Genomic DNA, 13,584 nt, shown 5'->3' with positions numbered 1-13,584 from the left:
TGGTTCATGTCATGTCTCCCAGGCGCGCGCGCAACAGGCCGCGTGCTCGATGCAACTGTGCCTTCGAACTGCCGACCGCCATCTGCAGCTGTTCGGCGATCTCACTGTGTTTCCAGCCTTCGATGTCATGCAGTACCAGCACGGCGCGCGCGCGCGGCGGCAAGGTGGCCAGCACCCTTTCCAGGTCGCGTTCGGTCCCGGCGCAGCGGTCATGCACGTGCATTTGCGGCAGGTCCAGGCCCGCAACGTCCAGGCTGTCGTGGGCCTGGTTGCTGCGTGCGCGCAGCTCCATCAACGCGGCGTTGACCGCCAGCCGATGCAGCCAGGTGGCGATGCTGCTGTCCATCCGGAAGGCCGGCAGCGCTTTCCAAGCCTGCAGGAACGCTTCCTGCAGCGCGTCTTCGGCACGTGCCCGCTGGCCGCCGCACAACCGCCACACCACCGCGAACAGCCGCGGCGCATGCCGCCGGTACAGCTGCTCGTAGGCGGCCACATCGCCTGCGGCGGCAGCGCGCACCACCGCCGGTTCGTCGTAGGCAGGCAGGCTTGTATCCAGTGTGGGGGTGAGCGTGTCGAGCATGACCCTTGGATGCAGCGCCTGCGGAAAAGGTTTAAAGCGGTTGAGCGGGAGGCGGCGTTAAACCTTTCGGCCCCCGCCTGCATCCAAGCCCGGTACCCAGCGGCCACCCCGGCCACGGAGAAGGCCCATGTCCACCCCCGCCGCCAGCGGCCTGCTTGCCATCCTCGTCTGCGGCCTGCTGCAGGGCAATCCCCTGCAACTGCAGGTGCGCCTGCAGGGCAACCGCGCCTGCCTGCTGCAACAGGGCGTAGTGGCGGCCTGTGCCGACCTGCCCGGCGCCATGGCGATGGTCGATCCCAGGGCCGGGCGCAGGTAACATCGACCTCCCCCTGCGTTACCGGATGTCTGTTCGATGGAAAAGTACCTGCCGCCGTGGGCCCATGCCTGGCTGGAACAGGCAGAGATGGTCCTGCTGGTACTGGCCACGCTGCTGGCCGCGTGGCTGCTGAAGCTGGTGCTGCGACGGCTGATCCGCCGCTTCGCTGCGCATTACACCCTGCCGCCGGAAATGGTGATGGGCGCGCGCCGGATCACGACCTTCGTCATCTACTTTGGCGCGCTGCTGGTGATCCTGCGCATCCTGGGCACCTCCGGGACGGTGCTGTGGACGGCCTTCACCGGCTTTGCGGCGGTAGGCGCGGTGGCGTTCTTCGCGGCCTGAAGCGTGCTGTCGAACATCTTCTGCACGCTGCTGATCTTCACCACGCGGCCGTTCCGCCTGCACGATTACATCGAGGTACTGGAGAACGGCGAGAAGCCGGGGCTGAAGGGCCGGGTGATCGACGTGAACCTGATCTACACCACGCTGCAGGAAACCGGCGAGGGACACGAAGGCACGGTGCTGCAGTTGCCGAACAACCTGTTTTTCCAGCGCACCGTGCGGCGGTGGCGGGATCCGTCCACGGCGCCGGGTGGGATCCAGGGCGACGGTTGAGGGTGCTCGAACGGGTGGGAACCCTCTCGCGGGTGCCTTCAAGCTACAGCCTTGATCTGGGCCGGGGGCCGCCGCGTAAGTGAAAAGGAAAAAGCGGTAACGCGACCCTGGTTCAGCGCAGCTGGCTGTCCTTGCTGCCGCGGCGGTTGTAGCCGGACTGGGCGCTTTCGTCTTCGTCGTGGGCCTGCTGGCAGGCCACGCACAGGCGGACGCCGGGTACGGCCCTGCGCCGGGCCACCGGGATCGGGGCGTCGCATTCCTCACAGTGTTCCAGGCCGGGGCCCTGCTTGAGCTGGCTGCGGGCGCGGGCGATGGCATCGTCGACGGTGGCGTCGATCTGGTCCTGCACGGCACCGTCCTGTGCCCATCCGGTGGCCATGGGGGCTTCCTCCACGGGGATACGGGTTTCCAGCCTAATCCGGCACGGGTGAAGCAGCCGTTGGGTGGGGCGAACGGGTTGGGCCCCCTCGCGGGTGGCTTAGAAGCTTGAAGCTGAGCTTGGGCCGGGCGGTGGGGCTGGTCGGGGGACGGCAAAAGCCGCTCCTGCGGGCCTCGTTTCGCGCCATCCATGGCGCGGGTACGCGTCACCGCATTCGCGCTGCCGCTCCCACGCTTTGCTGCGCAAACCGCGGGCCCCGTCTCACCAACACCCACACCCCGCCGCTTCGCGGCCGCCCCTGACCCAGGGGCTCCCTCCACCCGACACGTCACGATGCCCTGGTAGCGCCGACCCATGGTCGGCGAGCGCAGCGGGCCGTTGGCGGAAACATTCCGCCGACCATGGGTCGGCGCTACCAAGGCCCCCGCAGACCTGTCGAAGGTGGGGCGGGGTGGTTGGCGGGAACGCTCATCCGCATGGATGCGGATGGCGAGCCTCCAGGGATGGATTCACGGCGATTCCCGCAAACCCACCCCGCCCCGCCCAACCAACGGCCCTGCAGCTGTTGACGTTGACGTCGCCGTCGCTTCAACGCCGCGCGCCAGCGCAGAAAAACCCTTTACCAGACCAGGTCGTCCGGAATCTGGAACTGCGCGTAATACGCATCGTCTTCAGCATTGCCGGTGGAGGCGACCGTGCTCTCCCCCGCCTGGCCGTGGTCGACCGCAATCAGTTCCGGGGCGCGCTCGCGCACCTTTTCCGCCGCCGCGCGTGGCAACAACGCATAACCTTCGCCCGCCGCCACGATCACCAGCGCACCGGCCGACAGCGCCTTGCGCAGCTTGGCATCGATCAGCAGCGTGCGGATCACCTCGCCGTGGGTGAAGCGGTACTCGCTCTCGCCCGCGTGCGGAACCGCATGCGCCTGCACGATCTGCCGCGCCTGCGCGCGGCCCTCGGTGGCACGCAGCTGCGCATTGCGTTCGGCGGCGATGGCGCGGTCACGCTCGACCTTCTCCAGCCGCACGCGCTCGGCCTCGCGCTGGATCTCCGCCGATGCATCCGGCGCCTTGCCCTGGCGGGCCTTGGCCTGCTCGCGGGCCGCGGCACTGGCCTGCGCCTTCTTGGCCAACCCGGCCTTGAGCAATTGTTCCTGCAGCGCGTTCGGCTTTGCCATGGTCCTGCCTGCAACTGGTCTATCTTAGGGACGTCCATGATACCGGAGCCCCAGCGGCACCATGCCCTCCCTGAAATACCTGACCGGCTATCCCGAACCCCTGCAGGAGCAGGTGCGCCAGCTGCTCGCCGAAGACCGCCTTGGCGCCCTGCTGCAGCGGCGCTATCCCGAGGCGCACGAGGTACGCAGCGACCGCCAGCTGTATGACTACACCCAGCAGCTCAAGGACCGCTACCTGCGCCAGTCGGTGCACCTGAACAAGGTCTGCTACGACAACAAGCTGGAAGTGGTGAAACACGCGCTGGGCCTGCACACCGCGGTGTCGCGCGTGCACGGCGGACGCCTGAAGGCCAGCCGCGAGATCCGCGTGGCCAGCGTGTTCCGGCAGGCGCCGGCCGCCTTCCTGCGGATGATCGTGGTGCATGAACTGGCGCACCTGAAGGAAGCCGACCACAACAAGGCCTTCTACCAACTGTGCCAGCATATGGAACCGGACTACATGCAGCTGGAATTCGACACCCGGCTGTTCCTGACTGAACTGGCCCACCGCGGCGGCTGAAGCAGCCAAACGCCGTGGCAGGTACACTGCGCGCCCCCTAGAGGTTCCCTGCCCCATGCTCTCCACCCGTCTCGACAAACGCCTGGCCGAACTGCTCGGCTGCCCCCGTGGCGAAGCCCGCCGCTACATCGAAGGCGGCTGGGTGCGCGTGGATGGACAGGTGGTGGAACAGCCGCAGGCGCAGGTCACCACCGAGACGGTGGAGATGGACCCGGCCGCGCGCGATGAGAAAACCGAGCGCGTGACCATGCTGCTGGCCAAGCCGGTCGATGCGGCCGCGCATACGCTCAGCGCGATGGTCACCCCGGAATCGCAGAGCCCGCTGGACCTGGGCAGCATCCGTCCGCTGCAGCGCCACTTCCACGGCCTGCAGCTGGCCGCCGCGCTGCCCGCTTCGGACAGTGGCCTGGTGGTGGTCAGCCAGGACCCGCTGATCATCGCCCACCTGCAGCAGCAGCTTGCGCGCACCGAACAGGAGTTCCTGGTGGATATCCAGGGCGAGCGCGCGATGTGGGACGTGGCCCGGCTGCAGACCGGCCTGAAGGAAAACGGACGCACCATCCCCGGCTGCAAGATCAGCTGGCAGAGCGAACAGCGGCTGCGCTTTGCCGGCAAGGGCCTGCATCCGCGCATGCTGCGCGAAGCCTGCGCCGGTGCCTCGATGCAGGTGGTCGGCATCCGCCGCCTGCGCATCGGGCGTGTCTCGCTGGGCAAGCTGGCCCCGGGCAGCTGGCGTTATCTGGGCAGTGACGAGCGTTTCTGAGCAGTGCACTGCGCGTGCACCGGCCTGGCGGTTAGGATCGGTGCATGAGTAAACCCCTTCCCCTGTGGCGCCGGCTGCTGCGCGGCCTGGCCATCGTGCTTGCGCTGCTGGTATTGCTGGTGCTGTCCGGCCTGTTGCTGGCCGACCATCTGACCCCGCAGGCGCGTGGCGAAACATCGCACGTGCTGCCGGTTCACCCCACGCAGACCCGCATCGACCGCGAGGTAAGCGCGCTGCAGGCGGCGCATCCCGGGGCATCCGGCGTGGCCTTCCTGTCCGATGGGCTGGATGCCTTCGCTGCGCGCGCGGTCATCACCGAACGCGCCGAACGCAGCCTGGACCTGCAGTACTACATGTGGAAGGACGACCTGATCGGCCACCTGATGGCGCGTGCCCTGCACGACGCCGCCGAGCGCGGCGTGCGCGTGCGGATCCTGCTCGACGACATGAACGCGCAGGACAAGGACGCGCTGATGATGGCGCTCGATACCCATCCCAACATCGAAATCCGCCTCTACAACCCGTTCCGCAACCGCAATGGGCCGTGGCGCATGCTGGAGATGGTGCAGCGGTTCTTCTCGGTCAACCACCGCATGCACAACAAGAGCTGGATCGCCGATGGGCGGGTCGCCATCGTTGGTGGCCGCAATATCGGCGAGGAATACTTCAGCGCGCGCCCGGACGTGAACTTCCGCGACCTGGACCTGCTGGTGGCCGGTGAAGCCGTCGACCAGGCCAACACCGTGTTCGACGCTTACTGGAACAGCGAAGCGGCCGTGCCCATTGCCGCGCTGGCCTACCACACCCGCCAGCAGCTGCGCCTGCTGATGCGCGAATCGGACAATGAAGCACGGCTGGAATCGGCCAGGCCGTACCTGCAGGAAGTGGCGAAGTCGCGTCCACGCGCACGGGCCAGCGCAGCGCCGCTGCACTGGAGCAGGAACGTGCGCATCGTTTCCGATCCGCCCATGAAGCATCGCCGCGATGATCCGCAGAACTGGCTGGTCAGCGACCTGGTCCAGATGCTGACGGCGTCGCAGCACAAGGCCCTGCTGATATCGCCGTACTTCGTGCCCGGCAACGAGGGGCTGGATGGACTGTCCCGGCTGAGCGAACGCGGCGTGCAGGTCGGGGTGGTCACCAACTCCCTGGCCGCCAACGACGTGGTCGCCGTGCACGGGGGCTACATGACCTACCGGGTGCCGCTGCTGCAGGCCGGCGTGCAGCTGTACGAACTGAAGGCACATGGCAAGGCGACCAGTTCCGGCCTGTTCGGCAGCAGCGGCGCCAGCCTGCATACCAAGGCCTTCGTGCTGGATGACCGGCACGGCTTCGTCGGCTCCTTCAACCTGGATCCGCGCTCGGCCTACCTCAACACGGAAATGGGCGTGATCTTCGACGACCCGGTGCTGGCGGCCCAGCTGACGGCCGAATACCTGCGGCTGTCCAGTCCGGAACAGAGCTGGTGGCTCGCATTGGACGCACAGGACCGGGTGCGCTGGCTGGAACGGGATCCACCGCCGCATTGGGTCGACACCGAACCGGACAGCAGCGTGCGCCTGCGCACCAGTGCCCGGGTGATCAGCTGGCTGCCGCTGGAATCGCAGCTCTGATCCCGCTCAGCCCTCGCCGTCGTGTTCGTCGGCGAGGGTTTCAACCGGCCGCCCGTGCAGGCGCCGCCAGATCCACAGCAGGGCATGCGGCGGGGTGCCGGGCAGCTGCTCCAGCCAGGCCAGCCCCTGGCTCTTGCCGATGTGCCCATGCCGGGCCAACAGGCTGGCCGCCGCCGCCGCGCGAGCGAAGCGCAGAGTGCGTGGCAGCGGGCTGTCGGCGTTGGTTTGCTCAAGCGCTTCGTGCACCGGCGCGGGCAGCTCCCACGCCGCAGCCACGCGCTGGGCGACTGGCAGCGTCCACTGCCGCAGCACCGCCTCGGCGGTGGGGTAGTCCAGCGGCACCTGCAGCGTCTGCGCTTCCTGCAGCAGCTGTTTCATCACCAGCGCGGCGCCCAGGCCCTGGGTGAGCCCCAGCCACTGTGCGGCGAACGGATCCTGCTGGCTGACCGTACGTGCGTGGTCGGCCGCCGCGCGCGAGGACAGCAGCGCATGCTCCCAGATGATCGTGCTGAACTGCGGGAACTCACTGCACTGCAGGTGCATGACCGGCTGCACCAGCACCGCGCTGATGATCTGCCGGATGCCTTCGGTGCCGACCAGCGTGATGGCCCGCTGCAGGCTGTCCACCGGCCGCTCCTGCATGCGGAAAGCCGGGCTGTTGGCGATGCGCAGCAGGTTGCCGGTCAGCACCGGATCCTGGCCGATGATCGCCGCGGTCGCCCGCGCGGAGGATTCCGGATCGTTGACGGTCTGGATCAGCTGCGGCAGCAGCTGCGGCCGCCGCGGCAACTGGCGCGCGCTCCAGTCACGTGACAGCAGCGCCTGCCGGGTGGCTTCGAGCAGGGCCTCGTTGCAGGCAGCGCCGCCATCAAGGGCCGGGTGCAGAGCCAGCGCATACAGGCCGGAATGCAGGCGCGCCTCGGCATCGGCATCGGGCTCGCCAGCGGCAACCGCCCCGGTCGGCGCAACGGCTTCGGCCACCAGGACATCGCGGCACCGCGTGCGCCGCTGCGTGGCGCGCCCCGTCGCGGCACGGCCGAACAGCCGCCCCCACCACCCGGCCCAGCCCCTGCTGCCCGTCGCACTCATCGGCCCGCCCCGCATGGCCCGCCAAAGCGGGCGTAGGATTGCTGTACTGCCACCGCACCGTTCCTTGGGTTCAGGCGGACACCGCCGTGCATCCAGCATCGGCCGATACGGTGGGTTCTTTAACCCGGGCACCCGCCTGGCCATGGGCCCGGACGTGCACAACACCACCCCGGGGAATGGACTAGAATGGCGCCGCGCGGCCCGTCCCCTGAACTGACGACGTCGCTTTTTTTGTTTCTGCACCCTTATCGTTGCTGGCCTGTTCGAAGTGGTTCGCTGCTGTTCACGCCAACGGAGTCGCCATGCTATTCGAAACCCTCGCCACTACCGGTCACGAGCAGGTCGTTTTCTGCAACAACCCCGATGCCGGGTTGCGGGCCATCATCGCCCTGCACAGCACCACCCTCGGCCCGGCCTTGGGCGGCGTCCGCATGCGTCCTTACGCAAGCACCGACGAGGCACTGGCCGATGTGCTGCGACTCAGCCGCACGATGACCTACAAGAACGCACTGGCCGGCCTGAACGTCGGCGGTGGCAAGGCGGTGATCATCGGTGACCCGCGCACCGACAAGACCGAAGTGCTGCTGCGTGCCTTCGGTCGCCAGGTCGATGCGCTGGGCGGTCGTTACATCACCGCCGAGGACGTCGGCACCGATGTCAACGATATGGAAAACATCTACCTGGAAAGCCAGTTCGTCACCGGCGTCCACCAGGTTCACGGCGGCTCCGGTGACCCGGCCCCGTTCACCGCCTACGGTGCGCTGCAGGCGCTGATGGCTTCGCTGCAGGCCAAGCTGGGGCACGAAGAAGTAGGCAAGACCAGCATCGCCGTGCAGGGGCTGGGCCACATCGGCATGGAACTGGTGAAGCTGCTGCGCGACCGCGGCGCCAAGCTGTACGTGACCGACCTGGATGCATCGCTGGTGGACCGCGCGGTATCCGAGTACGGCGCCGAGGCGGTGAAGCCGGACGAGATCCACGAGGTCAACGCCGATGTGTTCGCGCCGTGTGCGCTGGAAGGTGCGATCAGCCTGGACGTGCTGCCGCGGCTGAAGGCGCGCATCATCTGCGGCACCGCCAACAACCAGCTGGCCAACCCGGAAGTAGGCGACGAACTGCACGCGCGCGGCATCCTGTACGCGCCGGATTACGCGGTGAACGCAGGTGGGGTGATGAATGTCTCGCTGGAAATCGACGGCTACAACCGCGAACGCGCGATGCGCCTGATCCGCAGCATCTATCACAACCTGGGCCGCATCTTTGCGCTGTCCCAGCGCGAGAACATTGCCCCCCAGCGCGCGGCCGACCGCATTGCCGAAGCGCGCATCCAGTCGATCGGCAGACTGAAGCTGCCGATGGGACGCGCCACCCCGCGCCTGGGCGACCTGCGCGCCGGCTGACCGCCGCTAGCGCTGACCGGAAAGCCCGGTAGCGCCGAGCCGTGCTCGGCGAGCGCGAAGCGCGGCGCCTTTCATCGGACAACGCGGCGCCGACCCGGAAAGCCGCCGAGCATGGCTCGGCGCTACCTCACAATCAGAAGCCGGTGCTGTAGTTCAGCGCCGCCTGCGATACATCAAGGCCGCCACCGAAGCGCTGGTCGTAACCGAACGACACCCTGCCGCTACGCCCCACCCCAGCTTCCAGCGCCACGCCGAGCAGGCCCGACGCACGCGGCAGTGCGCCGGAAACCAAGGGGGCCCACGCCTCGACGCCGGTGAAGCCGGCCTGCGCATCGAACCCCTCACTGGAGAGCTCCTGCTGCCATTCGGAGTAGCCGCGCAGGGTCCAACGCCGCCACTGGCGCTCTGCACGCAGACCGGCCATGGCGAGGCTGCGCCGCGCCAGGTTGTCCTGCATGTGCAGGCCGAAGCCCAGCCCGCCCTGCTCGGTGAACCCGTCCGAGCGCACCTGCACCTGGCTGGCCGCCACGTACGGCGTCAGCGCCATACGCGGGCCGCCAAAGCGCAGCCCGGATTCCACGCTGACGCTGGCGAAGCGGCCGCCGTAGCGTGCGCCCGCACCGACCGCCTGCGCACCGAGCAGTAGCTGCCGGTCCACCTGGCGCTGGAACTGTCCAGCACCCAGTTGCGCCAGCAGGTAACCACGCCCCTCGCTCCAGCCGGCGTACAGCTGCGCCTGTGCCTGGCGATCACGCCCCAGTCCGCCGTTGTCGTTGCCACTGGCGTTGCTGCGCACTTCGCCGAAGGCCACGCCCAGCACGCCATTGCCGCCCAACGCGCTTTCATGGCCCACCATCCAGCCCCGGGTCTGCGCGCCATTGCCGGCGAAATTGCCCTGCCCTGCCTCGCCCAGCGCATGCTGCCACGCACCGCGCAGCGCCGGGCGTGCCTGCACCTCGCCGAAGCGCGCAGCCACTGCACGGCGGCTCATGTCCACGCTGTCGAAGGTGGCCTGGGTGGCCAAGGCGTGGGCCTTGCCGGACAGGCTGTCCAGGCTGGCCGACAACCCGCTGATGCCACCGGGCGTGCGCTGCAGCTCGCCGGCCACATCGGCCAACGCGCTGCCCTGCAGGTCCGGACTGCCGTCGAGCCGTTCGAAGGCGCGCTCCACGCGCTCGGCCGATGCCAGTGCGCGCGCATCCAGCGATGCCGCGCTGGCAGCGGCGACCACGCTGACCCGGGTCAGTTCCAGCCATGCCGTGGTGCTGTCATAGCCGTACGAAGATTCCAGCAGCGACACGCCGTTCTGGCCCACCGCAGCGGTGTTGAACTGGCCGGACAACCCACCCTGTGCCCGGATCAACGACTGCCGCGTGCCATCGGCCGGCACATAACCGGCAATCGCGCCATTGACCAGCACCCCACCCCCCTGCAGGGTCGCCGTGCCGGTGACCTGCAATGCGTTGACGCCCAGCGCGACCATCAGCTGGGCACCGTCGCGCTGGAGGTAATTGCCTTCGATGGTGGCATCGGCGTTGGCGCTGGTCAGCACCACGCTGGCGCCGTTGTCGACGTTGCCGACCACCCGGGTGGTGCCGTTCATGAACTGCAGCGCGGCGCCACTCGGGCTGCCGGCCTGGGCGAGGATGCTGACGCTGGAGGTGATCGAAGCGCCGCCGCGCAACGCCAGGGTGCCCTGTTCAATGCGCGTGGCACCGCTGTAGGTGTTGCGTCCCGACAAGCCCAGCGCGCCCACGCCCTGCTTGACCAGGCCGCCGGCCCCACTTAGATCGTTGCTCCATACCGAATCCAGCCCGAGCCGGTTGACGTTGACGCTGACATCCCCCCAGTCCAGTCGCCCCGGACCGTTCACGGCCTTGCCGACATTGAGCAGCCCGTTGCCGAACACCGGGTCCACGCCGGTAGCGCCGATGTCCGTTGCCGTGCCCAGCAGGGTCTGGCGGACCAGGTCGTTGCTGAAATACGGATAGCGTTGCCAGACCAGCGCCGCTGCGCCGGAGACCAGCGGCGCCGCATAGGACGTGCCCCAGCCGTAGTAATAGCTTGCGGTCGCCGTGGTTGCCTGTGGATCCGGATAGACCGCGGTGCCGGGCGCGGCCAGGCAGTAGCTGGCGGCTTCGCCGCAGGCATTGGCGTAGCTGGCAAGCTGGGTCGGGGTGACCGTGTCCACGGCGGTTACCGCCAGCCAGCCGCGCACCAGGTCGGCCGCCGGCATGCTGCCGCCGACACCGGGGCGGCTCGGCAGCGCGGCCATGTTCGACGGGGTGGACCTGCCGTCGTTGCCGGTGGCAAACACCACCAGTCCGCCGTTGCTGGTGATGAACGGGCGGTACTCCTCGGCGATCTGTGCAGTGGTCGCCGCGTTGGTCCAATACAGGCCACCCCAGGAGTTGTTCATGATCTTGACACCCGCATTGACGAGGTCGCGATGCACCGGCGCCAGGCCGATCGCACCACTGACCTGGTTGCCATTGCCGCTGCCGTCGTCCACGGGCCGCTTGTCGGCGATGATCCGCGCCGAGACGATCTCCGCGCCGGGCGCCACGCCGACCTGCGAGCCGGCGTAGGCGCCGCCGGCGGCCAGCATCGACACGGTGGTGCCATGCCCGACCACGTCATCGCGTCCCAGGTCGTTTTCCCGCGGATCGACGTAGGTGTAGTTGGCGACCACACGACCGGCCAGCGCCGGATGGGTGCGGTTGACGCCTGAATCCACCACGCCGATACGCACGCCCTGCCCGGTCAGCCCGGTGCCCAGCGCGTTGATCGCGGTGAGATGGCCCTGCCTGCTCGGCTGCGGCGGCGCTTCGGGGGGCGGCGTAACGGGAGGCGGGGTCACCGGCGGTGGCGTGACCGGCGGCGGCGCGGGCGGTTCGACGCGGACATTGCCCCCGCCGCCACCACCTCCGCAGGCGCTCAATGCCGCGGCCAGCGCCATGGCCAGCGCAGTCTTCATCCCTGTAGCCGTATTCAGTTGAACCCGTTTCATCCCTGTATCCCCGTGAAAGGTATCGAGTGCCGCAGTCGCCGGATGCCGGCGCTGGGCCAGCCAACCCGCAGTCAGGGGCACCGCCTATACTGGCGTCCCCCACGCAGTCTGCCGGGATTCGCGTCGCCTTCCAACGGCTCGCGTCTCCTTTTCCGAATTTGCTCACGCAACAACGAGATTGCCATGTCCAACATCGTCATCGCCGCGGCCAAGCGTACTGCCATCGGCTCCTTCCTCGGCCAGTTCAACGGCGTCCCCACCCCGACCCTGGGCGCGACCGCGATCGCCGCCGCGCTTGAAGCCTCCGGCGTGCCGGCCAGCGACGTTACCGAAGTCATCATGGGCTGCGTGCTGCCGGCCAACCTGGGCCAGGCGCCCGCCCGCCAGGCCGCCATCGCCGGCGGACTGCCGCTGTCCACCGGCGCCACCACGCTGAACAAGGTGTGCGGTTCGGGCATGAAGGCGATCATGCTGGGGCATGACCTGATCAAGGCCGGTTCGGCCAGCATCGTCGTCGCCGGTGGCATGGAATCCATGTCCAACGCGCCGCACCTGCTGCCCAATTCGCGCACCGGCAACCGCTTCGGCAACTTCCAGGCGGTGGACCACATGGCCCACGACGGGCTGGTCAATGCCTACGACGGCAAGGCGATGGGCGAGTTCGCCGAGTGCGCCGTGGACAAGTACCAGTTCAGCCGCGAAGAGCAGGATGCCTACGCGATCGAGTCGGTCAAGCGCGCCCAGGCCGCGCAGGCCAATGGCGCGTTCGCCGATGAAATCGTCGCGGTGAAGGTCGCCAGCCGCAAGGGCGAGGTCGAAGTATCCGTCGACGAGCAGCCCACCCGCGCCGACATCGCCAAGATCCCGACCCTGCGTCCGGCGTTCAAGAAAGACGGCAGCGTGACCGCCGCCAGCTCCTCCAGCATCTCCGATGGTGCCGCTGCGGTGGTGCTGTTGTCCGAAGACGATGCCAACGCCCGCGGCCTGCAGCCGTTGGCCCGCATCGTTGCCCATGCCACCCACTCGCAGGAGCCGGAATGGTTCACCACCGCCCCGATCGGCGCGATCCATAAACTGCTGGACAAGGCGGGCTGGACGCTGGCCGATGTCGATCTGTTCGAGGTCAACGAGGCATTCGCGGTGGTGGCCATGGCGCCGATGCGTGAACTGGGCATCGCCCACGACAAGTTGAATGTCAATGGTGGCGCCTGCGCGCTGGGTCATCCGATCGGCGCATCCGGTGCGCGTCTGGTGGTCACCCTGGTCCACGCATTGCGCAGCCGCGGTGGCAAGCGCGGCATCGCTACGCTGTGCATCGGCGGTGGTGAAGCAACGGCCATCGCCATCGAATTGATTTGATTGGATTTAACGCCCGTTTCGCAAAACTGAATGCGGGATCGCTTGACAGCCATTCGTGGCTTGTCATCATGTTGGCGGCGCGCAACTGCGCGTTGCCTATCTAACGACGACGAGGATTCACCAAATGAGCATCAACAAGCTGCTGGTTGCTATGTCCCTGGCCCTGGCCCTGGCTGCCTGCTCGAAGCAGGAAGCTGCCCAGGACGCCGCTGCTTCGGCCAACGAAGCTGCCACCGAAGCGCAGGCCGCTGCTGACCAGGCTGCTGCCGCTGGCACCGCCACCGCCGACGCTGCCCAGCAGGCTGCTGACACCGCCGCTACCGCTGCTGACGCTTCGGCCGACGCTGCCGGTGCCGCCGCTGGCGCCGCCACCGACGCTGCTGCCGACGCAGCTGCTGACACTGCCAAGGCTGCCGAAGGCACCGCCGAGCAGGCCAAGGACGCTGCTGAAGAAGCCAAGAAGTAATAACTTCTTTCTTCACGCTGTTCTGAAGAAGCCGCTGGTTCGCCAGCGGCTTTTTCTTTGCCTGTCGTTCGGGTGGTCGAACGGGTGGGACCCCCTCGCGGGTGGCTTCAAAGCAGCAGCCTTGGTCTGGGCCGGGCGGTGGGGCTGTGCGGGGGACGGCAAGAGCCGCTCCTGCGGGCCTCGTTTCGCGCCATCCATGGCGCTCTACGCCCCCGCCCAGCCCCACCGCCCGGCCCCCTGACAGGTTCCGGGAGC

Annotated in this window: 12 protein-coding genes and 1 pseudogene; 8 read left to right on the top strand and 5 right to left on the bottom strand. The window is 68.1% G+C overall.

Annotation, left to right across the window (positions count from 1 at the left end; genetic code table 11):
* Positions 1-4: 4 nt before the first annotated feature.
* Entirely contained in the window at positions 5-580 is a 576-nt protein-coding gene (locus CXG43_RS13425) for an RNA polymerase sigma factor (protein WP_101100373.1), read from the bottom strand.
* Between the two features lie 127 nt (positions 581-707).
* Between CXG43_RS13425 and CXG43_RS13420 the strand changes: the two genes are divergently transcribed.
* Positions 708-896, top strand: a complete 189-nt coding sequence (locus CXG43_RS13420; protein WP_101100372.1) for a hypothetical protein — start codon at positions 708-710, stop codon at positions 894-896.
* Positions 897-1,016: 120 nt separating this feature from the next.
* Positions 1,017-1,514, top strand: a pseudogene (locus CXG43_RS13415) (mechanosensitive ion channel family protein); the annotation flags it as partial.
* A 112-nt stretch (positions 1,515-1,626) separates the two neighbouring features.
* On the opposite strand, the gene CXG43_RS13410 reads toward CXG43_RS13415, so the two are convergent.
* Positions 1,627-1,893: a DksA/TraR family C4-type zinc finger protein gene (locus CXG43_RS13410; protein WP_101100371.1), complete on the bottom strand. Its 267-nt coding sequence runs from the start codon at positions 1,891-1,893 to the stop codon at positions 1,627-1,629.
* Positions 1,894-2,512: 619 nt separating this feature from the next.
* Positions 2,513-3,070 (bottom strand): DUF2058 domain-containing protein, encoded by a 558-nt coding sequence (locus tag CXG43_RS13405; protein ID WP_101100370.1) that lies wholly within the window; start codon positions 3,068-3,070, stop codon positions 2,513-2,515.
* 61 nt (positions 3,071-3,131) lie between these two features.
* On the opposite strand from CXG43_RS13405, the gene CXG43_RS13400 reads away from it, so the two are divergent.
* Genes CXG43_RS13400 through CXG43_RS13390 form a run of 3 tightly spaced genes read left to right on the top strand, consistent with a single transcriptional unit; the run spans position 3,132 to position 6,005 of the window.
* Positions 3,132-3,629 (top strand): M48 family metallopeptidase, encoded by a 498-nt coding sequence (locus CXG43_RS13400; protein ID WP_101100369.1) that lies wholly within the window; start codon positions 3,132-3,134, stop codon positions 3,627-3,629.
* Between the two features lie 55 nt (positions 3,630-3,684).
* Positions 3,685-4,392, top strand: coding sequence for an RNA pseudouridine synthase (locus CXG43_RS13395; RefSeq protein ID WP_042614540.1), 708 nt, complete (start codon positions 3,685-3,687; stop codon positions 4,390-4,392).
* A gap of 44 nt (positions 4,393-4,436) precedes the next feature.
* Complete coding sequence (locus CXG43_RS13390; RefSeq protein ID WP_101100368.1) at positions 4,437-6,005, top strand: phospholipase D family protein; 1,569 nt, start codon at positions 4,437-4,439, stop codon at positions 6,003-6,005.
* Between the two features lie 6 nt (positions 6,006-6,011).
* Here CXG43_RS13390 and CXG43_RS13385 read toward each other — a convergent pair whose 3' ends face one another.
* Positions 6,012-6,986, bottom strand: a complete 975-nt coding sequence (locus tag CXG43_RS13385; protein ID WP_232767793.1) for an HDOD domain-containing protein — start codon at positions 6,984-6,986, stop codon at positions 6,012-6,014.
* A 410-nt stretch (positions 6,987-7,396) separates the two neighbouring features.
* Between CXG43_RS13385 and CXG43_RS13380 the strand changes: the two genes are divergently transcribed.
* Complete coding sequence (locus CXG43_RS13380; protein WP_101100366.1) at positions 7,397-8,494, top strand: Glu/Leu/Phe/Val dehydrogenase; 1,098 nt, start codon at positions 7,397-7,399, stop codon at positions 8,492-8,494.
* A 133-nt stretch (positions 8,495-8,627) separates the two neighbouring features.
* On the opposite strand, the gene CXG43_RS13375 is transcribed toward CXG43_RS13380, so the two are convergent.
* Entirely contained in the window at positions 8,628-11,471 is a 2,844-nt protein-coding gene (locus CXG43_RS13375; protein ID WP_232767791.1) for an autotransporter serine protease, read from the bottom strand.
* A 216-nt stretch (positions 11,472-11,687) separates the two neighbouring features.
* On the opposite strand from CXG43_RS13375, the gene CXG43_RS13370 reads away from it, so the two are divergent.
* Entirely contained in the window at positions 11,688-12,863 is a 1,176-nt protein-coding gene (locus tag CXG43_RS13370; RefSeq protein WP_101100364.1) for an acetyl-CoA C-acyltransferase, read from the top strand.
* A 124-nt stretch (positions 12,864-12,987) separates the two neighbouring features.
* The gene (locus CXG43_RS13365; protein WP_042614545.1) at positions 12,988-13,329 is read left to right on the top strand and encodes a hypothetical protein; all 342 of its coding nucleotides are present in this window, start codon (positions 12,988-12,990) and stop codon (positions 13,327-13,329) included.
* Positions 13,330-13,584: the final 255 nt, after the last annotated feature.

Source organism: Stenotrophomonas sp. Bg11-02, from assembly GCF_002836635.1.
Taxonomy (GTDB): Bacteria; Pseudomonadota; Gammaproteobacteria; order Xanthomonadales; family Xanthomonadaceae; genus Stenotrophomonas; species Stenotrophomonas lacuserhaii.
Note: the sequence above shows the minus strand (reverse complement) of the source record. Positions and strands in the feature narration are given on the sequence as shown.